Genomic DNA, 18,176 nt, shown 5'->3' on the forward strand with positions numbered 1-18,176 from the left:
GTCCGGTGGGTGGGTCGGGTCCGTGCCGGTGATCCGCCCGTTGCAGCCGTCGTGTGGTCCGGTGTGTCGGTGCGGTGGGTTCGTGTTGCCGTCCGCAACGGGCATGTGATTCACCGGCACGGCCCCTTCCGTGGGAGGCCGGGTGCGGGCCGGAGGGAGTTGCGGTGGCATGGGCCCGCTCTTCGCCCCTTCCGTGGGAGGCCGGGTGCGGGCCGGAGGGGGTTGCGGTGGCATGGCCCCAGCGGTGAGGGGACGGGTGCGGGCAGGGACGGGTGCGCGGTGTGGGAACGGGGGCGGGCCCGGCACCTGAGGTGCCGGGCCCGCCCCCCTCCCAACGGGTCTCAGCCGACGAGCTCGGGCTCCCGCTCCCCCGCGGCCGTGCCGACGCCCGCGTCCTCGGCGTCCGCGCCCTCGACGTGCTGGGCCGGCCGCTTCGGCAGGGCGAACATCAGCACGAAGATGGCCGCCATCACCGCCGCGACCCAGCCCAGCGCGTGCTGGAAGGCGTTCACGAAGGCGGGGCCCACCTGGGCCGGGGTCAGCCGGTCGCCGATCTCGCCGAAGAAGAGGACGGACACCAGCCCGAGTCCGAGGGCGTTGCCCATCTGCTGCACGGTGTTGATGAGTCCGGAGGCCGAGCCGGAGTGCTCGCGCGGGACCTCCGAGAGCACCGCGTCCGTCAGCGGGGCCACGATGAAGCCCATGCCCGCACCCATGACCACCAGCGGGAGGGCCATCTGCCAGGAGGCGATGGACATGCCGTACCGGTCGGACTCCCAGATGTAGAGGAGCACACCGAGCGCCATGGTCAGGGCGCCCGTCTGGAGGACCTTGCGGCCGAACCGGGGGACCAGCAGCTGCACCGACATGCCCGCCGCCGCCGACACCGCGATGGAGAACGGAACCCCGGTCAGACCGGCCCGCAGCGGGCTCCAGCCGAGGCCGACCTGCATGTACAGGGTCCAGACCAGGAAGAAGACGCCGAGGCCGACACCGAAGACCGTCTGGACGGCGATGCCCGCCGCGAAGCTCTTCACCTTGAACAGCGACAGCTCCACCAGCGGCGAACCGTCCCGCTCCGCCTTCCGCCTCTCGTATGCCACCAGTACCGCGAAGACGACCAGGGCGCCGGCCATCGACACGTATCCCCACACCGGCCAGCCCAGCTCGCGGCCACGGGTCAGCGGGTAGAGCAGCATCAGCAGGCCGAGCGTGACGAGGGCGACGCCGACGAGGTCGAGCCTGAGGGCCCGCGGGGCCTTGGACTCGCTGATGAAACGGCGGCCCAGGAACAGCGCGACCACACCCACCGGCAGGTTGATCAGGAAGATCGGCCGCCACTCCAGGCCGAACAGGTTCCACTCGGTGAGCAGAGCGCCTAGCAGCGGGCCCGACACGGCGCCGAGACCGACGATCGCGCCGAAGAGGCCGAAGACCTTGCCCCGCTCGTGCGCCGGGAAGGTGGCGTGCACGATCGACAGCACCTGCGGCACCATCATCGCCGCCATGGCGCCCTGCAGGATGCGCGAGGCGACGAGCATCTCCGGGTTGGCGGCGAAGCCGCACAGGGCCGAGGCCACGGTGAATCCCGCTATGCCGATGAGGAAGAGCCGCTTGCGGCCGTGGATGTCGCCGAGCCGTCCACCCGTGATCAGTCCGGCGGCGAAGGCCAGCGCGTAGCCCGCGGTGATCCACTGGATCTGGCTGAACGAGGCGCCGGCGTCCCGCTTGATCGACGGGATCGCGATGTTGACGATCGTGACGTCGACCAGGTCCATGAAGGCCGCGGTCATCACGATGGCGAGGGCGAACCAGCGCCGCCGGTCGGCCGCCCCGTCCGGGGCGTCGGCCGGCTCGGCCGTGCTGCTGAGAGTGGTCTCGGTGGAGGTCATGGAAAGAAGGTAGAACGCCACTAGGTCAGATCGTGTCCTAGATCTGCGGCACTCTGGGCAACATGACAACGGACACTCCGGCACGTCTCCTCCAGCTCCTCTCCCTCCTCCAGACGCCCCGCGAATGGCCTGGCGGCGAGCTCTCCGAGCGGCTCGGGGTGTCCCGCCGTACCGTCCGGCGCGACATCGACCGCCTGCGGGAGCTCGGCTATCCCGTGCAGGCGACCAAGGGGGCCGACGGCGGGTACCGGCTGGTCGCGGGCAAGGCGATGCCGCCGCTCGTGCTCGACGACGAGGAGGCCGTCGCGATCGCGGTGGGGCTGCGGGCCGGCGCCGGGCACGCCGTCGAGGGCGTGGAGGAGGCCTCGGTACGGGCCCTGGCCAAGCTGGAGCAGGTGCTGCCGTCCCGGCTGCGCCACCGCGTGTCCACGCTGCAGGCCGCCACCACTCCGCTGACCAGCGGGGACGGTGCGAGCATCGCGCCCGAGACGCTGACCGTGATGGCGTCGTGCGTCGCGGGCCGGGAGCGGCTGCGGTTCGCGTACCGCTCGGGGGACGGGACGCCGTCACGGCGGCTGACGGAGCCGTACCGGCTCGTCTCCACCGGCCGCCGGTGGTACCTCGTCGCCTACGACGTCGACCGCGAGGACTGGCGTACGTTCCGCGTCGACCGGGTCTCCGAGCCGTTCGCCACGGGGAGCCGGTTCGCTGCGCGCGAGCTGCCCGCCGGGAACGCCGCCGACTACCTGCGGCAGTCCATGTACCGGCGCCAGGAGACGTACACCTTCGAGGTCGCCTTCGCCGCTCCCGCCGAATTCGTCGCGGCGCGGCTGCCCGCCTGGCTCGGTGCGCCCGAACCGGTCGACGACCACAGGTGCCGGCTGCGGGCCTCGGCCGGCGACTCCGTGGAGTGGCTGGCGGTGCGGCTCGCGATGGTCGACTGCGAGTTCGTCGTGCACGAGCCGCCCGAACTGGTCGGCTGCGTGCGGGACTTGGGCGCTCGCCTGACCCGGGCGGGCGGCGACCCGGCGGACTCCGGAACGCTCGCCGCGCCCCGCGGATGAGCCTCGGCCCCCGGGCCTGCCCGCCGCGCGGCCTGCCCGCTCACCGGGCCTGCGGGCTCAGCCTCGTCGGGGCCGGGTGCCGTCGTGTCGCTGTGGCAGAATCTGCCCTTCGGGTCACCCCGGGGTTCAGGTCCGGGGTGGCCCGTCAGCGTTCTGCCCGAAAGCCCGCGCGGCCCTCTCGGAACGGAGCCGAGCCTCGGCGCCAGGGGGGGGTGAGGCGCCGAGGCTCGGCTCGGAAGAGTCCCGTCGCGAGGGGGGGTGCGTCGGGACTCGGCTCTTGGGGGTCGATGGTGCGTCTGCCCTGGGCTGAGCCCTTCAACCCTGGGCTCTGAAGTCTTGTTCCCAGAGCCCAGCAGGTTGAAGCGGCCTTACATGGCCATGTCTGGTCGACTTGTGGCCAACGTGCGCGCGCGGTCGGGCGCGACGCGGGCGGACTGGTCGACTCCGGTGCTCACGCCGCCGCGTCGAACCCGGTGTCGCGGGCCAGCTTCTTCAGTTCGAGAAGGGCGTGCTTCTCGATCTGACGGATGCGCTCGCGCGTCAGCCCGTGCTCCTTGCCGACCTCGGTGAGCGTGCGCTCCCGGCCGTCCTCGATGCCGTACCGCATCTTGATGATGGAGGCCGTGCGCTGGTCGAGGCGGCCGATCAGGTCGTCCAGCCCCTCGCTGCGCAGGAGTGTCAGCACCGACTGCTCGGGCGACACGGCCGAGGTGTCCTCCAGCAGGTCGCCGAACTGGGTCTCGCCCTCGTCGTCCACCGACATGTTCAGCGAGACCGGGTCGCGGGCCCAGTCCAGGACGTCGCCCACGCGCTCCGGGGTCGAACCGAGCTCGGCGGCGATCTCCGCGTGCTCCGGCTCCCGCCCGTGCTCGCGGTTGAACTCGCGCTGTACGCGGCGGATGCGGCCCAGCTCCTCGACCAGGTGCACGGGGAGGCGGATCGTGCGCGACTGGTCGGCGATCGAGCGGGTGATGGCCTGGCGGATCCACCATGTGGCGTACGTCGAGAACTTGAAGCCCTTGCGGTAGTCGAACTTCTCGACGGCGCGGACCAGACCCGCGTTGCCCTCCTGGATCAGGTCGAGCAGGGGCAGGCCGCTGCGCGGGTAGCGTCGCGCCACAGCCACGACCAGGCGGAGGTTCGAACGGATGAATATGTCCTTCGCGCGCTCCGCCTCCGCGACGAGCGCCTCGAGCTCCTCACGGGTGGCGTCGGCCTGGGCCTCCTCCTCCCCGTCGAGGATCTGCCGCGCGAACACACCCGCCTCGATGATCTGGGACAGCTCGACTTCCTTGGCGGCGTCGAGCAGGGGCGTACGCGCGATCTCGTCGAGGTACATGCCGACCAGGTCGCGGTCGGCGATCTCGCCGCCTACGGCGCGAACACTGCGTGCCGCGTCGGCGGTCTCGCCGGCGGCGGACTGACGACGGGCGACGGCACGGGTTGCCATGCGTGCTCCCTTGCGATGGTGGGCTTGCGGGTGGTCCTGGACTTCGGGGCCACCCTCCCGGGTGCCCGGCATCCGATGGAAACAACGACTGGAATCAGGACAGAATTCCCAACCCGCCCCTCGATTTTTCTGATCATGCAGTACCCTGTCCGGCCACCCAGGGAGGACAGATGCCTGTCGGACATACAGAGGCGCAGGTCAGGCCCGGAGTCGAGGCCGATCTCGGCGCACTGACGGACCTCTACAACCACTACGTGCGTGAGACGTCCATCACATTCGACACCGCCGTGTTCACGCCGGAAGCGCGTCGCTCGTGGCTGCTCTCCCACCCTGAAGACGGACCGCACCGCCTGATGGTTGCCACGGACGTGGACTCACAGCGGCTTCTGGGCTACGCGACGTCCAGCGCGTTCCGGCCGAAGCCCGCCTACGCGACCTCGGTCGAGGTCACCGTGTACGTCGCCCCGGACGCCGGCGGGCGCGGCATCGGCACCCTGCTGTACGAGAGCCTCTTCGACGCGCTCGCGGGAGAGGACCTGCACCGGGCCTACGCGGGCATCGCGCTGCCCAACGAAGCGTCCGTGCGGCTGCACGAACGCTTCGGGTTCCGGCACGTGGGCACCTACCGGGAGGTCGGCCGCAAGTTCGGCCGGTACTGGGACGTCGCCTGGTACGAGAGGAAACTGAACGACTAGAGGCGGGTCAGCCGAACTGCACCGACCGCTTCGCCATACCCATCCAGAACCCGTCGATGACGGACCTCTGCCCCTCCAGCTCTCCGAACTCGTCGGCCGCGCCCATGGTCACGAACAGGGGGGCGAAGTGCTCGGTACGCGGGTGGGCGAGGCGGCCGGCCGGGGACTTGCGCTCGAAGTCGAGCAGCGCGTCCACGTCGCCGGCGTCGAGGGCCCGGTGGCCCCAGTCGTCGAACTCGCTGGACCAGGACGGCACTCCACCGCCGGTGTGCCGCAGCGCCGCCAGGTTGTGGGTGAAGAAGCCGGACCCGACGATCAGGACGCCCTCGTCGCGCAGCGGCGCCAGCTTGCGGCCGATCTCGAACAGGCGGACCGGGTCGAGGGTCGGCAGCGAGACCTGGAGGACCGGGATGTCGGCCTCGGGGTACATCTCCACCAGCGGTACGTAGGCGCCGTGGTCCAGCCCGCGGTCCGGGACGTCCTGGACCGGCGCGCCGGGGGCGCGCAGCAGCTTCCGTACCGACTCGGCGAGCGCGGGGGCGCCGGGGGCCGCGTACTCGACCCGGTAGTAGTGCTCGGGGAAACCCCAGAAGTCGTACACGAGGGGCACGGTCTCGACGGCGCCGACGGCGAGCGGGGCCTCCTCCCAGTGGGCGGACACCATCAGGATCGCCGTCGGGCGGGGGAGGCCGGCGGACCAGGCCGCGAGCTGGCCGGGCCAGACGGGGTCGTCGGCGAGGGGCGGTGCGCCGTGGCTGAGATAGAGGGCGGGCATGCGCTGCCGCGGGGCACGCTCCCCGGCTGCGAAAGACGTGGCGGCAGACATGACTGCGGCTCCCTCCGGAGGCTTTCACCGTAGGACTGGATACTTGAACTCTCAATCTCTACGGCGCACGATACCCCTGGTTTGTTTAATATTCAAGAAGGGGCTCGTACAGTGGAGTACATGAACACGGCACCCGCTGAAGAGCCGCGCTGGCTCACCGACGAGGAACAGCGCACCTGGCGCGCGTACATGCACGCAGCCACTCTCCTCGAGGACCATCTCGACCGGCAGCTGCAGCGCGACGCGGGGATGCCGCACGTCTACTACGGGCTGCTCGTGCAGCTCGCCGAGGCTCCGCGCAGGCGGCTGCGGATGACCGAACTGGCCATGAACGCGAAGATCACCCGCTCCCGCCTGTCGCACGCGATCGCCCGCCTGGAGAAGAACGGCTGGGTGCGCCGCGAGGACTGCCCCTCCGACAAGCGGGGCCAGTTCGCGGTCCTCACCGACGCGGGGCAGGAGACGCTGAGCAAGGCCGCGCCCGGCCATGTGGCCGCCGTGCGTCAGGCCATGTTCGACCGGCTCACCCCCGAACAGCACAAAGCCCTCGGCGAGGCCATGCTCGTCATCGCCGAGGGGCTCCAGCCGAAGGACGCGGGCGCGGACCTGCCCTGGCTGCGCTGACCGCCGGAAGCGGCCCCGCCGCTCCTGCCGGACACGGGTCCGCCCCGGCTCCGTCGTGCTCGGGAGCCGGGGCGGACCCTGGGGTTCGTACGGACGAGGCGTCCCCACCCCTTGTCCGTACGCGAAGCAGCCGGAGTGCGTGGCCGTCAGTGTGCGACGACCGGGATCTTCACCTCGTCCTCGACGCCCTCACCCTGACCGGCGGCCGAGGAGATGTCCGGGCGACCGGCGTTGACGAAGGTGAGGGCGATCGCCGCGGCGACCACGAGGATGCCGACGGCGAACCAGATCGCGTTGGTGTAGCCGTTCACCAGACCCTGCAGGTGGACGAGCTGCTGCTGCGGCTTGGAGGTGGCACCGCCGATGTGGTCCGCGACGTACGAGGTGGTCGCCGAGGCGGCGATCGTGTTCAGCAGGGCCGTACCGATGGCGCCGCCCACCTGCTGCGAGGTGTTGACCATCGCGGAGGCGACACCGGCGTCACGGGGCTCGACGCCCGTCGTGGCCAGGGACATGGCCGGCATGAAGGCGCTGCCCATGCCGAGGCCGAGCAGCAGCTGCGCCGGGAGCAGCAGTCCCGCGTACGAGGAACCGATCTCCAGCTGCGTCAGCAGCAGCATGCCGACCGCGGCGGTCAGGAAGCCGGGGCCCATCAGCAGCCGCGCCGGGACGCGGGTCATCAGCCGGGCGCCGATCTGGGTGGAGCCCGTGATCATGCCCGCGATCATCGGCAGGAAGGCGAAGCCGGTCTTGACCGGCGAGTAGCCCTTCACGATCTGGAGGTAGTAGGTCAGGAAGAGGAACAGGCCGAACATCGCGATGACCGCGAGACCCAGGGAGAGGTAGACACCACCACGGTTGCGCTCGGTGACCACGCGCAGGGGCAGCAGCGGGGCCTTGACCTTGGACTCGACGAGCACGAAGGCCGCGAGCAGCACCGCCGAGGCGACGAACAGGCCGACCGTCACCGAGTCGCTCCAGCCCTCGGACTCGGCGCGGGTGAAGCCGTAGACGAGGGAGACCAGACCCAGGGTGGACAGGACGACGCCGGGGATGTCGAGCGGCGAGCGGTTGCGGCCACCGGCCGGCTCACGGATGACGAAGTACGCACCGGCGGCGGCGACGATCGCGAACGGGATGTTCACGTAGAAGGTCCAGCGCCAGTTCAGGTACTCGGTGAGGAAGCCGCCGAGGATGAGGCCGACGGCGCCACCGCCACCGGCGATCGCACCGTAGATGCCGAACGCCTTGGCGCGCTCCTTGGCGTCGGTGAACATCACGGCGAGCAGCGAGAGCGCGGCGGGCGCGAGCAGCGCGCCGAACGCGCCCTGGAGGGCGCGGGCCCCGAGCAGCAGGGCCTCGCCCTGGGCGGCACCGCCGAGGGCGGAGGCGCCGGCGAACCCGATCAGGCCGGTGACGAAGGTGCGCTTGCGGCCCCACAGGTCGGCGATGCGGCCGCCGAAGAGCAGCAGACCGCCGAATGCGAGGGCGTAGGCGGTGATGACCCACTGACGGTTGCCGTCCGATATCCCCAGGTCCTGCTGGGCGGAGGGCAGGGCGATGTTCACGATGGTCGCGTCGAGGACGACCATCAGCTGGGCGAGCGCGATGAACGCGAGCGCCTTCCAGCGGTTGGAATCGGCGTCGGCGGCGAGCGCCGGCGTTCCTGTTTCTGACATGGGGATACCCACTCCGGGACTTCGTGTCGAAAAGAGGTCGAGAGAAAGGGACGGCTCGTCATCGTTGACGGCCGGGAAGCTTGGCAGGGGACTGACGGGACGTTCCGGGAGGAACTACAGGAAGTTCCGGAGGGAACTACCGGCTGTCAGTACGGACCGGCGCGGTGCGCCGAACTCATCGATGCGATGGTCGATTCGTCGATGCGAGGGTGGAATCGTCGATGCGAGGGTGGAATCGTCGGTCACGCTCGGCGCATGTCCTCCACGGTGGCGGCCACTCCGGGCAGTACGGAGCGGGCCGGGGCCCGCATGCCGTCCAGGAACAGCTGTAGATGGCGGTGTACGAAGCGGTCGATGCCACGGCAGGCGGTGCCGGGCAGCGGCCGGGTGAGCTGGCTGAGCGCGATCATCAGGTCGCCGAACTCGACGTCGGGGCGCAGCTGTCCGGCCTCGCGGGCGCGCGACATCAGTTCCGTGATGAGTTCGGTGACCCGATCGCGCGCGGCGACCAGGTCGGGGTGATGCTGGTCGAAGCTCTCGGAGAGCATCGGGCACAGCGCGCCGATCCGCTCGTCGGCGGCGAAGTGCACGAAGCCGCTGAGCGTCGCGAAGGCGTCGCCGCCTTCGGCGAGCGCCCGCTCGACCCACTCCGAGGTGCGGTCCATCACCGCGCAGACGACCTCGCGCGCGAGGGCGTCGCGGTCAGGGAAGTTGCGGTACACCGTGGCGTTGCCGACGCCGGCCCGGCGCGCGATCTCGTCGAACGGCACCTCGGGGCCGAACTCGACGAACATCTCGCGGGCGGCGGCGACGATCCGCTCCCGGTTGCGCAGGGCATCGGCGCGCGGCCGGGCCACTCGGCGCCGCACGGGGGTGGCGGTGTCCACGGTGTGCTCCTCGGAGTCGCTGGAAGTTCGGATTGCGATCCGGGGATTCGCTCCCCGTTTCGCTCGGACACAGAGCTAAACGGGGAAACGATCCCCGGTTATTTCCCCGCCTCGATGTGACCTGCCTCACATCTCCGTCGGGCCGGTCACCGGGTCCTCGCGCGGACCGCGGCCCGCTGCCGCCGCCGCCTCGCCCGAGCCCTCCACGCGACCTCTGCCGCTCGGCGCGCCGGCCCCCCGGCCGCTGCCGGCGTGTGTCTCGCGGGGGCCTTGCGCCGCGCGCGCCGCACCGCCTCTGAAGAGGGACGTTCCGAGGATCCGCGGACACCCCCGGCATCCCGGGCCGACGACCCGATCGGGCTCATCCAGCGCGCGCCCGCCGGGTGGTCGGCACAGGGTGATCGCAAGGGTGCAGCCAAAAACCGGCGGCTGCCGTGGAGCGAGAGGCCCATGCATGCAGCCGACCAGCCGCCGCCGCATACGCCCGCGCCGCGCGGCCGCACTCGCCACGGTGACCGTCCTCACGCTGGCGGTGAGCACCTCCGCCGGCACCGGGCACCTCACAGCGGGATCCACAGCGGCGGGATCCATCGCTCTGGCGCGCTCCACGGCGCTCGGCCCCTGCATGATCAACGGAGCGATGAGAGTACAGATGGGGGAAGGCGTCCCCACCACGACCGGCTACGCCCGCTCCACCGGCACCGTCCGAGCCCTCACCCTGATGATCGACTTCTCCGACGCGCCCGGCAAGGGCAGCGCGATGGACCGCTACGGCGAGTTCTTCCCCAAGACGCGGGACTGGTTCCGCACCGCTTCGTACGGCCGTCTCGACTACCGCCCCGAGACCCCGATCACGCACTGGCTGCGGATGCCCAAGACCTTCAAGGACTACGGCATAGAGCGCGGCGCGCCCTTCGACCCCGGGTACCGGGAGCTGGTGCAGGACATCGTCGCCGCCGCCGACGCCACCGTCGACTTCCGCGACTACGACATCCTGAACGTCCTGGTCACCCCGAACGCCGGGCCCTCCGCCCTGGACACCGTCCTGTCCGTGACCTTCGCCGGCAACGGCGACGCACCGGTCGCCGACGGCGTCCCCGTCTCCAACGCGTCCTTCGTCTACAGCCGCCAGGACGACGGCTCCGGCTCCTACGCCGACACCGGTTACCGGGTGCTCCCCCACGAGAACGGCCACACCTTCGGCCTCCCCGACCTGTACACCCAGGACGGCGGGGGCGCGGTCGGGCACTGGGACATCATGAGCGAGGACTGGGGCGCCGACAACGACCTGCTCGGCTGGCACAAGTGGAAGCTCGGCTGGCTCGACGACTCGCAGGTCAGCTGCGCGGCGATACCCGGCACCACGGAGTACACGCTCACCCCGCTGGCCCGGCGCGGCGGCAACAAGCTCGTCTTCGTCCCCATCAGCCCCAAGACCGGTTACGCCCTCGAACTGCGCACCCGGGGCGGCAACGACTCCGAGGTCTGCCGCCCCGGCATCCTCATCTACAAGGTCGACGCGAGCGTCGACACCGGGAACGGCCCCGTCACGGTGTACGACTCCCAGCGCGACAGCGGTGGCTGCACCCGCTCCCCCAACGTGCACGCGGAACTCTCCGACGCACCGTTCGTCCCCGGCGAGACCTTCAAGGACCCCAAGACGGGGGTCACGGTCCGGGTCGCCTCCGCCGACCTCTCCGGGGAGTACCACATCGCCGTCACCCGGCGCTGAGCCGCGGGCGGCGCCCGTCGCCGACCTGCTGATACGGCCCGGCAAGCACTACGGTGTCTCTTCTGAGATCCGCAACGGAGCGCCCATGCCATCGAACGCCGCACCGGCCTCCGGCGCCGGGAACGCAACCGGGCCGGGACCCGGATCCCGGACGTCGCCCGCCGGGGCCAAACCCGTGTCCGGCGCCGCGGCTGCGGCCGTTCCCGCCGAGGCCGTCACCCCCCTCATCCGCGGCATCGCCGTCCTGCGGCGGCTGACCGAGGCGGACGGGGCGTCCAGCCTGAGCGGACTGGAACGGGCCACCGGACTGGCCCGCTCCACCGTCGACCGGATCACCGCGACCCTCGCCCGCATGGGATACGTACGCCTCGACGGCCGGGACGCCGTGCTCGCCCCCCGTCTGATGGAACTCGGCAACGCCTACCTCGCGGCCCTGCGGCTCCCCCGCCTCCTGGACGCGCACGCCGACGCGCTCGCCGACGCACTCGACGAGTCGGTCTCCCTCGCCGTCGGCGACCGCGACGGCATCCGCTTCATCCATCAGGCGATCCGGCGCCGCGCCATGTCCCTGAGCTTCCGCATCGGCGACCTGCTGCCCGCCGAACGCACCGCGCCCGGGCCGCTGTTCGCCACCGAGTGGGACGAGGCGGACTGGGCGCGCTGGCGCGAACGCCGCACCTCCGACCCGGAGGACCGCGGGTTCCCCGCCGTACCGGCCCGGAGCCGGCCCATCGAGGACACCGGCCGGGAACCGGACTCCACGCCCCCGACCACGCGGCCCGCCGCCGTCGGGGACGACTTCGAGCTCCGCACCCTTCGTGCCCGGGAGCAGGGGTGGGCACTGGACGACCAGCTCATCGAGCCCGGACTCGTCGCCCTCGCCATGCCCGTGCGGGAGTCGGGACGGATCGCCTGCGTGGTGAGCGTGGTCAGCCACACCAGCCGGCACACCGTGGACGGGCTGCGGGACACACTGCTGCCGCGGCTGCGCGCCGCCGTGGCCGCGATGGAGCAGGAGCTGCGGAAGGCGCCGCCCGCCGACCGGAACGCGCCGGGCTGCCCCGCGGGGCTCGCCGCCTGGACCAGCGCCTCCAAGCAGGAGCTGGGGCGGGAGTTCGTCGAGTCGCTGGCCCGCGGCCTGACCGTGATCACCGCCTTCGGCGAGGGCCGCGCCGAGCTCACCCTCACGGAGGTCGCCCAGGCCACCGGCCTCGCCCGCGCGACAGCCCGCCGCGCCCTGATCACTCTGGAGCACCTCGGCCACGTCACGGCCCACGGCCGGGTCTTCCGGCTCACCCCGCGCGTCCTGGGCCTGGGTTTCCCCCCACTGTCACGGAGCTCGCTGCCCGACATCGCGGCCCCGCACCTGACCGAACTCTCCCAGCAGCTGCACGACTCCGTGTCGCTGGCGATCCTGACCGGCGACGAGATCCAGTACGTCGGCCACGTCGCCACCAGCCGCATCATGAGCGTCAACATCACCGTCGGGACCCGGCTGCCCGCCTACCCGACCTCGCTGGGCCGCGTGATGCTGGCCGACCGCCCCCGGGCCCCCCGGCCCGAACTGCGTCCACCGACCGCGCGCACCCTCACCGACCCCGAACGCATCGAGACCGAGCTGGCGCGCGTACGGGACGCCGGATACGCCCTGGTCGACGAGGAGCTGGAGGAGGGCCTGCGGTCCATCGCCGTGCCCGTGCGCGGACGGGACGGGCGGGTCGTGGCCGCGGTGAACGTCGCCATGCACAGCAGCCGCCGCAGCGCCGAGGCCTGTGTCCGCGACGTGCTGCCCGAGCTGCACGCGACGGCGGGCCGCATCGAGGCGGAACTGCGCGTCGCGAGCCGCTTCCGGCGGGTACCGCTCAGCTGAGTCCGGGCGCGACCCGTGGCTCTCGGCTCCGTGCCGGAGAAACAGACCGGCCGGTAGGGTGAGCCCCCTTCTGCTGCACGGCGGTCCTGCGTGGCGCCCGCCGGGCACGCACGCACCTCCCGGAAGGGGAGAGATGGCCAGACAAGCTCGCGCGGTGCGGACCCGGCGCTCGATAGTGGAAGCCGCCGCGTGCGTGTTCGCCGACCGCGGCTACGAGCGCGCGGCGATCTCGGAGATCCTGCACAGGGCGAACGTCACCAAGGGCGCCCTGTACTTCCACTTCGCGGCCAAATCCGATCTCGCGCGGGCGGTCATCGACGAGCAGACCGCGCTGGTGACCGTGCCGGAGCACGGCTCGCCCCTCCAGTCGGTCGTCGACATCACCCACCAGTTCGCGTACGCGCTGCGCCACGACCCGCTCGCCCGGGCCGGCAGCCGGCTGTCCATCGAGGGGGTCCTCGTCGACGGGACGCATCCGTGGGGCGGCTGGTTCGAGCTCACCGCCCGGCTGCTGGCCGAGGGCAAGGCGGCGGGCGAGGTCCTTCCGCAGGTCGACCCGGTCGAGACCGCCGAGTTCGTCGTGGCGTCCTTCACCGGCGTGCAGCTGGTGGCCCAGGCGCTCACAGGGCGGGCCGACCTGCGGGACCGCGTCGCCGTGCTCTGGCGGCATCTGCTGCCGTCCGTCGCGCACCCGGGCGCGCTGGCGCGGGTCCGTCCGGAGGGGGTCACCGATCCCGCGACGACGGCGCTCGGCCGCGCGCACCGGCCGCTGCGGACCGGGGCCTCCGGAACGCCCGGCGCCTGACCTCGGCTCGGCACCCGGCACCCTCGCGGCGTCCGACGACCTCTCGGCGTCCGGCATCCTCCCGGCGCCTGTCGTCCCCTCGGCGTCCGGCATCCTCCCGGCACCTGCCGTCCCCTCGGCGCCCGGCATCCTCCCGGCACCTGCCGTCCCCTCGAGGCCCACCGGCTGGCTGGCGCCCTCTGGATGGCAGACGCCTCTCAACGGGGATCGATCCCCTCGCGGTGCCCCGGCCGTCAAAACCGGCCGCGCGGTTTTTTCCCTCACCTCCCGGCACCTCACGACCGACATCGATCAAACGCGTCCCACCCAACTCATCTGCGAAACCCGCAGGTTGGCGCCATGTCGTGAAGATGATCTCCATACCCCGGCCCCGTTGACAAACCGGAAAGTTGGTTTCTAGCGTCGCCTGCGAAGGACAAGAGGCGGCCAAGTGACAAGGAGCGTCCGGGTGGTTGCGTCGTGGTGAAGCAGGAGAGGTCCGGGCGAACCAGAGGCAACCTGATCCGAGCGGCCTCCACGGTCTTCGACCAGGTCGGCTACGAGCGCGCCACACTGCTGGTGATCAGCGAACTCGCCCAGGTCACCAAGGGCGCGCTGTCCTTCCACTTCGCCGCCAAGTCCGACCTCGCACGTGCCGTCCAGGCCGAGGCCTGCACCACATCGGGTGCCCTCCTCGCCCAGCAGGCGGAGCGCCGGGGGCCCGGCTTCGACATCGCCGTCGACATGGCCCACACGCTCGTACGCCTCCTGGAGACCGACGTCGTCGTGCGCGCCGGCACCCGGCTCACCCAGGAGATCGACACACCGGACGACCCGGCGGTGCACTGCCACCTCAACTGGCTCGGCAGCCTGTACCGGACCCTGCGCCGAGCCAGGACCGACGGCTCGCTGCGACCCGGCGTGGACGTCCGCCCGACCGCCACCCTCATGATGTCCTTGATCACCGGCACCTCGTCCCTGACCCGCACACACACCGAACTCGCCTTCGGAAAAAGCCCGTTCAGCTCCCGCGAGTCGGCCGAACAGCGCCTGACCCGCATGATCCAACTGGTCCGCCCGGCCCTGTCGGGCTCTTGAGCGCCCCTCCGGGACGAGCCGTGGGCGACACCGGAACACCCTGCCGCCCACCCGTGGACCCACGCCCGCGGAGCACGCCTCCCCGCAGGTCAGCAGCCCCCTCCGAGCGAACCCACCCCTCTCCCACGAAAGTCCCCCCGGCCGTCGGATCACCAACCGCTACACTGTGGGCGGTGGCACAGCCGTACCCCGGCCGCGCCACCGAAAGCTCTGTCGGAATCAGATCCGGACTCCCGGACCATGATCCGCCAGAACCCCGCCTTCGTAGCTCAGGGGATAGAGCACCGCTCTCCTAAAGCGGGTGTCGCAGGTTCGAATCCTGCCGGGGGCACCAGTTCAGAGGCCCGGCAGTTCCCAAATTGGGGAGCTGCCGGGCCTCTGACATCTACGGCTGACATCAACGAGCACGGTCACTGACGACCGGGACGCTTCCTGAGCAGCCGGTCCATGTGACTCATGGCCTCGCGCTGGGTGTCCTGCACGACGTGCGTATACACGTCCATGGTGATGCTGATCTGAGAGTGCCCGAGGATCTCCATCACGACACGAGGCGCGACTCCGGCCGCCGTGAGCAGGGTGGCCGTGCCGTGCCGAGCGTCGTGCAGCCGGATCACGCGAAGGCCTGGCGTTCGCACGGCCCGCTGATCCCGCACCAGGCCACCAGCCGGACAGCGGGCGCTGCCACGAGAGGGGGGAGAACCCCGCCGTGGCTGCACCGCGTAGGCGGCCTACGGTCAAAACAGTGCCTCCGGCTGGGGATCGGCCGGCACCGGGATGGAGGGGGCGCCGTTCCCGGCCGCGGGCACATCGTGGCGAGCGTGGTGGGCTCCCACCCGTCCGCCATCGACCCAGGCAGAGCCGAGCAGACGCGGCCCATGGCGTCCAGGTCGTTCGTCCAGTGGGGCGCTCCACCTGGACGCCATGAACCACGCCCGCTCCACGATGTGTGGGCCGACGGCGGACGGGATGGGAGCTGGGGTTGAGTGGTGGGCAGGGGGAGTGACTCGCGTGGCCGCCGCTGTACGGTGATCACGTGGACGAGGAATCAGTGCTCATCAAGCTCACGCGAGATCAAGCCCTGGTCCTGTCTGACTGGCTCTACGAGACGCCATCGTGCCTGACCGGGCAGTTTGGTCCGGGATCTACGCGATCTCAGGGCCTCTAGAGACAACGCTGCCCGAGGTGTTCATGCCGGACTATGTTGGCCGCGTAGATGCAGCACGACAGCGATTGCTCGATGCCGTGGGCGATGGCGAAGCCGAGTAAGCCCCCCGTCAAGGACGCAGCGCGGCGTGACATCAACGTCTGACACCAACGAACGCGAATCGCGGCGATCGAGGCCGGACCTCAGCGGCAGGCCCGTATGGGCACATTGGGCGTTAAGCAAGGTCTCAAGGCCGCCGTCATCGACCTGATAAGGATGAGGCCACAGGTTCAAATCCTGTGCCCAGCATGGTGGGCCTTCCGCGACCTATGAACGTCGCCCCGCATCAGTACTCCCTCGACCACGTGAGCTACCTTCGCCCCAGGTCACGACAACTGTAGGGATCTACCTCAGCCGCAGAGCCGGGAGGGCATCACTCGATGACGGATTCCGATCCGACCCCAGGCAGGCCACCCGGCCCATACTGGGGCCAAGAATGGCACGCTGCGTCCCGCCCTTACCCCTCGCCCGGCGAACCAGTGCACCCGCCGACAACATGGAACGGTGCAGCCATTGCCGCGCTGGTCCTCTCGCTGCTGTCGTTGCTGTTGCTTCTCGGCCTCGGCATCCTAGGGCTGCTTGTGTCGTTGCTCGTCTTCACGCCGCTGGCGCTCGCTTTCAGCATCACCGCCGGCGTCCAGCTGGCCCGACGGAGCCAGCGCGGCATAGGCCTGGCCGTCATGGGATTCCTCCTCGTGCTACCAGGATGGCCGATCACCGCTTTCCTATTGTGGTGATCGCGCTCCCCCTGCCGAGGGTCGGGCGGGGAACAGCGGGCACTGAGGTCAGCCGGAAACGAGAACGCCCCCCGACCAAACTTGCTGGTCAGGGGCCGATTCCCGTAAGGGTGGCGGCGCCAGGATTCGAACCTGGGAAGGCGAAGCCGGCAGATTTCAAGACTGTATGGACGAGTAAGGAACCAAGCCGGTTGGAGCACTGGCGTTGGTACTGCGCGTACACGTCGGGTGAGGGTCATGAAGGGCAAATGCCGTGACGACAGTGACCAGCGCAAGCACCGCCTGGGTCTTCACCACCATCGGTTTCGCGTGATAGGCGCCCCAGACCGCAACGACAGCCAGTGCCACAAGCACCATGCCCGCGAAGGGCGGGACCGGGTCGAAGGCCGCAGGATAGACAACGTGGTCCGAAGCCTCAGGTTCACTGCCGGGCGACATGCACGGAAAAGCGGACAACACTGCCAGGAAGAACCCACCGATACCGAGCAGCGGAGTCAGCGCGACCACCTCGATGAGGAGGTACTTCCCTCTTGCCATCCAGGTACGGAGGGACGCTCCCTCAGACGTGAGGCCATCCGTATCGGCACTCTGATCTTGCGGCACTGCCCCTCCTTGCGCGATGGCCGGAGAGTACAGCAGCGAAGTACAGCAACCATCGCACCCAGCCCCGACCGCCACCGGCCCTGAGCGGCCGTCTGACGTGCCCGGCAGACCTCAGCGACCACCGTGCCCATAGTTCGCATCGAGGAGGCCGCGGGACGTGCCACATCCGTGCCAGAACGGGCGGGGACTCGCCGGGAATCGAGAGTTACCCAGGGCGCGCTGACTGTCGTCGGCTGAGGTCCAAGCGGGGTGCGTCGAAGGGCCCGGCCGTCAGTTGATCGGACTGAAGTTGGGTCATCTCTGGGCTGGCCGCCCGGAGCGAGATCGTTTACGAAATCCCGGTCAAGCGGTAGCCCGGCTCAGTCCCGAAGGTGCGGCCAGCCGTCCGGGTTGGAGCAGGTCTCGTAGGAGTACCGGGTCAGGTGGTGCCACTTCTCGCCGACGGCCAGCTCGTACGCCTCGCCCGGCACATACAGGAGCGATTCACCGTCGTACTCACTGGCGGTGTACGGGACGAACTTGTCGGTGTCGAAGAAGACGCTCTCCCACACGTCCCGCCCGGCAGCCACCACAGCGCACCGTGTGTACAGGAAAACGTCGGCCGACTGCAGGAAGGGGCTACCGAACCGGGCGGTCAGGTCGACGACGGGGAGGGTGCCGAACCGCTCCTGGTCCAGGCGGTAGAGCGCCTCGGCCTGGCGTTCCGCGAAGCCGACGATGTCGGGGACTGAGCGGCGGCTCAACTCCTCGGTGAGACGCCCGCAGTCCGCTTGGGTAGCTCGCCCCTCCAAGATCGCTATCAGCGCCCAGAAGTCAGCCCATGTCATTGGCACGGACGCAGGATGTCATGGCGGTCTGACATCCACGGCTGACATCAACGAGGCCGGACGGCGGCATACGCCAGCACCCTCGCACGACCACCGGACCTGCCGACGACGGCATCAGGGGCGGGTGTAGATCGAACTCCTAAAGCGGGTGTCGCAGGTTCGAATCCTGCCGGGGGCACAAGGGCAAAGGCCCCGGACCGATCT

Annotated in this window: 15 protein-coding genes, 1 tRNA gene and 1 pseudogene; 9 read left to right on the plus strand and 8 right to left on the minus strand. The window is 70.5% G+C overall.

Annotated elements, in window-relative coordinates:
* Positions 1-341: 341 nt before the first annotated feature.
* Positions 342-1,892, minus strand: coding sequence for an MFS transporter (locus tag H305_RS0124465; protein ID WP_028802720.1), 1,551 nt, complete (start codon positions 1,890-1,892; stop codon positions 342-344).
* A 62-nt stretch (positions 1,893-1,954) separates the two neighbouring features.
* On the opposite strand from H305_RS0124465, the gene H305_RS0124470 reads away from it, so the two are divergent.
* The gene (locus tag H305_RS0124470) at positions 1,955-2,956 is read left to right on the plus strand and encodes a helix-turn-helix transcriptional regulator (RefSeq protein ID WP_028802721.1); all 1,002 of its coding nucleotides are present in this window, start codon (positions 1,955-1,957) and stop codon (positions 2,954-2,956) included.
* A gap of 451 nt (positions 2,957-3,407) precedes the next feature.
* Here H305_RS0124470 and H305_RS0124475 read toward each other — a convergent pair whose 3' ends face one another.
* Positions 3,408-4,406 (minus strand): sigma-70 family RNA polymerase sigma factor, encoded by a 999-nt coding sequence (locus tag H305_RS0124475; RefSeq protein WP_028802722.1) that lies wholly within the window; start codon positions 4,404-4,406, stop codon positions 3,408-3,410.
* 170 nt (positions 4,407-4,576) lie between these two features.
* Between H305_RS0124475 and H305_RS0124480 the strand changes: the two genes are divergently transcribed.
* Positions 4,577-5,101 carry a GNAT family N-acetyltransferase gene (locus tag H305_RS0124480; RefSeq protein ID WP_028802723.1) on the plus strand — a complete coding sequence of 175 codons (525 nt, stop codon included), beginning with the start codon at positions 4,577-4,579 and terminating at the stop codon, positions 5,099-5,101.
* A 7-nt stretch (positions 5,102-5,108) separates the two neighbouring features.
* Here the strand turns inward: H305_RS0124480 and H305_RS0124485 are convergent, their stop codons facing one another.
* Positions 5,109-5,876, minus strand: coding sequence for a dioxygenase (locus tag H305_RS0124485; protein WP_028802724.1), 768 nt, complete (start codon positions 5,874-5,876; stop codon positions 5,109-5,111).
* A gap of 171 nt (positions 5,877-6,047) precedes the next feature.
* Between H305_RS0124485 and H305_RS0124490 the strand changes: the two genes are divergently transcribed.
* Positions 6,048-6,551 (plus strand): MarR family winged helix-turn-helix transcriptional regulator, encoded by a 504-nt coding sequence (locus H305_RS0124490; protein WP_078629241.1) that lies wholly within the window; start codon positions 6,048-6,050, stop codon positions 6,549-6,551.
* A gap of 146 nt (positions 6,552-6,697) precedes the next feature.
* On the opposite strand, the gene H305_RS0124495 is transcribed toward H305_RS0124490, so the two are convergent.
* Positions 6,698-8,230, minus strand: coding sequence for an MFS transporter (locus H305_RS0124495; RefSeq protein WP_028802726.1), 1,533 nt, complete (start codon positions 8,228-8,230; stop codon positions 6,698-6,700).
* Between the two features lie 242 nt (positions 8,231-8,472).
* A complete protein-coding gene (locus H305_RS0124500) occupies positions 8,473-9,117 on the minus strand; it encodes a TetR/AcrR family transcriptional regulator (protein WP_028802727.1) in 645 nt (214 codons plus the stop codon).
* Between the two features lie 454 nt (positions 9,118-9,571).
* Between H305_RS0124500 and H305_RS0124505 the strand changes: the two genes are divergently transcribed.
* From H305_RS0124505 to H305_RS0124525, 5 genes are all read left to right on the plus strand, one after another.
* Positions 9,572-10,849: a M6 family metalloprotease domain-containing protein gene (locus H305_RS0124505; RefSeq protein WP_028802728.1), complete on the plus strand. Its 1,278-nt coding sequence runs from the start codon at positions 9,572-9,574 to the stop codon at positions 10,847-10,849.
* A gap of 85 nt (positions 10,850-10,934) precedes the next feature.
* On the plus strand, positions 10,935-12,719 hold the full coding sequence (locus H305_RS0124510) for an IclR family transcriptional regulator domain-containing protein (RefSeq protein ID WP_078629230.1): 1,785 nt from the start codon (positions 10,935-10,937) through the stop codon (positions 12,717-12,719).
* 133 nt (positions 12,720-12,852) lie between these two features.
* A complete protein-coding gene (locus H305_RS46955) occupies positions 12,853-13,524 on the plus strand; it encodes a ScbR family autoregulator-binding transcription factor (RefSeq protein ID WP_051370904.1) in 672 nt (223 codons plus the stop codon).
* Positions 13,525-13,983: 459 nt separating this feature from the next.
* Positions 13,984-14,601, plus strand: coding sequence for a ScbR family autoregulator-binding transcription factor (locus tag H305_RS46960; protein ID WP_051370906.1), 618 nt, complete (start codon positions 13,984-13,986; stop codon positions 14,599-14,601).
* Positions 14,602-14,859: 258 nt separating this feature from the next.
* Positions 14,860-14,935: transfer RNA gene (locus tag H305_RS0124525), tRNA-Arg, on the plus strand.
* A gap of 76 nt (positions 14,936-15,011) precedes the next feature.
* Here the strand turns inward: H305_RS0124525 and H305_RS46965 are convergent.
* A pseudogene (locus tag H305_RS46965) lies at positions 15,012-15,227 on the minus strand (tyrosine-type recombinase/integrase); the annotation flags it as partial.
* A gap of 1,057 nt (positions 15,228-16,284) precedes the next feature.
* Here H305_RS46965 and H305_RS0124535 point away from each other — a divergent pair.
* Positions 16,285-16,542, plus strand: a complete 258-nt coding sequence (locus H305_RS0124535) for a hypothetical protein (RefSeq protein ID WP_028802730.1) — start codon at positions 16,285-16,287, stop codon at positions 16,540-16,542.
* Between the two features lie 156 nt (positions 16,543-16,698).
* Here the strand turns inward: H305_RS0124535 and H305_RS0124540 are convergent, their stop codons facing one another.
* Together H305_RS0124540 and H305_RS0124545 are read right to left on the minus strand one after the other, a co-directional pair.
* Entirely contained in the window at positions 16,699-17,079 is a 381-nt protein-coding gene (locus H305_RS0124540; protein WP_158690572.1) for a hypothetical protein, read from the minus strand.
* 425 nt (positions 17,080-17,504) lie between these two features.
* On the minus strand, positions 17,505-17,972 hold the full coding sequence (locus H305_RS0124545; RefSeq protein ID WP_028802732.1) for a DUF4240 domain-containing protein: 468 nt from the start codon (positions 17,970-17,972) through the stop codon (positions 17,505-17,507).
* Between the last annotated feature and the right edge of the window lie 204 nt (positions 17,973-18,176).

It is taken from the genome of Streptomyces sp. 142MFCol3.1 (assembly GCF_000424945.1).
GTDB lineage: Bacteria > Actinomycetota > Actinomycetes > Streptomycetales > Streptomycetaceae > Streptomyces > Streptomyces siamensis.

Coding starts and splice junctions, on each gene's coding strand:
- H305_RS0124465 (WP_028802720.1), bottom strand. CDS start 1,892: ATGACCTCCACCGAGACCACTCTCAGCAGCACGGCCGAGCCGGCCGAC.
- H305_RS0124470 (WP_028802721.1), top strand. CDS start 1,955: ATGACAACGGACACTCCGGCACGTCTCCTCCAGCTCCTCTCCCTCCTC.
- H305_RS0124475 (WP_028802722.1), bottom strand. CDS start 4,406: ATGGCAACCCGTGCCGTCGCCCGTCGTCAGTCCGCCGCCGGCGAGACC.
- H305_RS0124480 (WP_028802723.1), top strand. CDS start 4,577: ATGCCTGTCGGACATACAGAGGCGCAGGTCAGGCCCGGAGTCGAGGCC.
- H305_RS0124485 (WP_028802724.1), bottom strand. CDS start 5,876: ATGCCCGCCCTCTATCTCAGCCACGGCGCACCGCCCCTCGCCGACGAC.
- H305_RS0124490 (WP_078629241.1), top strand. CDS start 6,048: ATGAACACGGCACCCGCTGAAGAGCCGCGCTGGCTCACCGACGAGGAA.
- H305_RS0124495 (WP_028802726.1), bottom strand. CDS start 8,230: ATGTCAGAAACAGGAACGCCGGCGCTCGCCGCCGACGCCGATTCCAAC.
- H305_RS0124505 (WP_028802728.1), top strand. CDS start 9,572: ATGCAGCCGACCAGCCGCCGCCGCATACGCCCGCGCCGCGCGGCCGCA.
- H305_RS0124510 (WP_078629230.1), top strand. CDS start 10,935: ATGCCATCGAACGCCGCACCGGCCTCCGGCGCCGGGAACGCAACCGGG.
- H305_RS46955 (WP_051370904.1), top strand. CDS start 12,853: ATGGCCAGACAAGCTCGCGCGGTGCGGACCCGGCGCTCGATAGTGGAA.
- H305_RS0124540 (WP_158690572.1), bottom strand. CDS start 17,079: ATGGCAAGAGGGAAGTACCTCCTCATCGAGGTGGTCGCGCTGACTCCG.
- H305_RS0124545 (WP_028802732.1), bottom strand. CDS start 17,972: ATGACATGGGCTGACTTCTGGGCGCTGATAGCGATCTTGGAGGGGCGA.